Here is a 1372-nt window from a genome sequence, read left to right on the forward strand (position 1 = left end):
TAGTCGTCCCTCAAAAAGTCAGTTTTGTTTTACGAGTAAATAAAAAACAAAATACATTGTAAATAATTTCAAAAATATTCGAGCACAAAATGGACATCTTCTTTTTGAAGATGTTCATGACTCGTTTAAAATTAAAGGCAGCAGCTGAAAGCATTACATTTATTGCATCACCATTTATTCCTTTTAAGTAATTTCTAGCCATTCTGTAATCCGATTTTAAATGACCAATCACTGGTTCGATTGCTGCCCTTCTACTATGTCTGTTTCTTTTTGTTAACGTTATGTTTTTATCAGGTTTTGGTGTATATAAATTTGTTTCATTTATTTTCTTTGGTCCTCTATAACCTCTGTCCAAAAACACATTTTTTGCTAGTTTTCCTGTGAGTCTTTCATATTGTTCTAAAGCGGTAGGTAATGTTTTTGAATCGTGCAAAGTGTCTGTAAAATTAAGTGCTCCAACTATGACTCCTGTTCGTTGAGTTACCAAAAAAGATGCTTTACTTCCGAACTCAAATTTCTTATGTTCTTTTCCTTTAGTGAAGCATTTTGTTTGTGGTTCATGTAAGCTATAAATTTTATTATTATCAGATCTTTTTTGAGCTAAAACTCGTTTAAAAAGATGCAAATCAATTTCGTGGTTTTGTAACTGTAGTGGGTCTAGTTTTCTTTCCAAATCTCTTACCAATCTACCTGCTATTGTTTTAATTTTTTTGCTCGCTTTTCGTGCTTTTAAATCCCCACCTTTAATTCTTTTAAACCTTTGTATCACGCTTAATTCCTTCACTGTTCGTGTGTAGCTTTGACGCAACTCTACATCTTCTTGTTGAGCTATGTTTTGACATTTTGTGATTATTTTTTTATACAATTTGTCATCGGTGGGATAGGTTATATTTTTCTCTTGAATAGTGGTGTCACCACTTAAATTATCATCTTCACTATCTTTTCCATTGATGCGAATACTTTCTTTAAGTATTAATTCTGCTCCTTCAGGACCTATTCGCTTCCTAAATTCTACCAACTCTGTTGGAACACATGGTATTGTTGGAACAAAACTTTGTTCACCACTAAAATACTGAAAATAGCTGTTTTCTGACCATTGTTCAACCACATTTTCATCACTTAAATTTCTTAACTGTTTTAAAATTAACAATGAAACCATTAGCCTTATCGGCTTTGATGGCTTGCCCTGAGTTAAACTATAATGCTTTTTGAAAGCTTCTTCAAAAAAATTCCAGTTTACTATTTTTGAAAGCAAATACAGTGGATGGTGGTGGCTTAATTGGTCTTCAAATGATGAGAAAAAACCAAGTTGAATATTAGATTTTGGTTTTGATAGCATTTACAATTCTGCAAGTTTTTTTTGTTTTTTACT

1 protein-coding gene is annotated in these 1372 nt (G+C 31.9%); it reads right to left on the reverse strand.

Annotated elements, in window-relative coordinates:
* Window positions 1–10: 10 nt before the first annotated feature.
* Window positions 11–1339 (reverse strand): IS5 family transposase, encoded by a 1329-nt coding sequence (locus V4538_15455; GenBank protein MES2382443.1) that lies wholly within the window; start codon window positions 1337–1339, stop codon window positions 11–13.
* Between the last annotated feature and the right edge of the window lie 33 nt (window positions 1340–1372).

The organism is Bacteroidota bacterium (genome assembly GCA_040388375.1).
Classification (GTDB): Bacteria; Bacteroidota; Bacteroidia; order UKL13-3; family UKL13-3; genus JAAFJM01.

Excerpts from the sequence above, each read along its gene's own strand:
- V4538_15455 (MES2382443.1), bottom strand. The coding sequence starts at position 1,339 with ATGCTATCAAAACCAAAATCTAATATTCAACTTGGTTTTTTCTCATCA.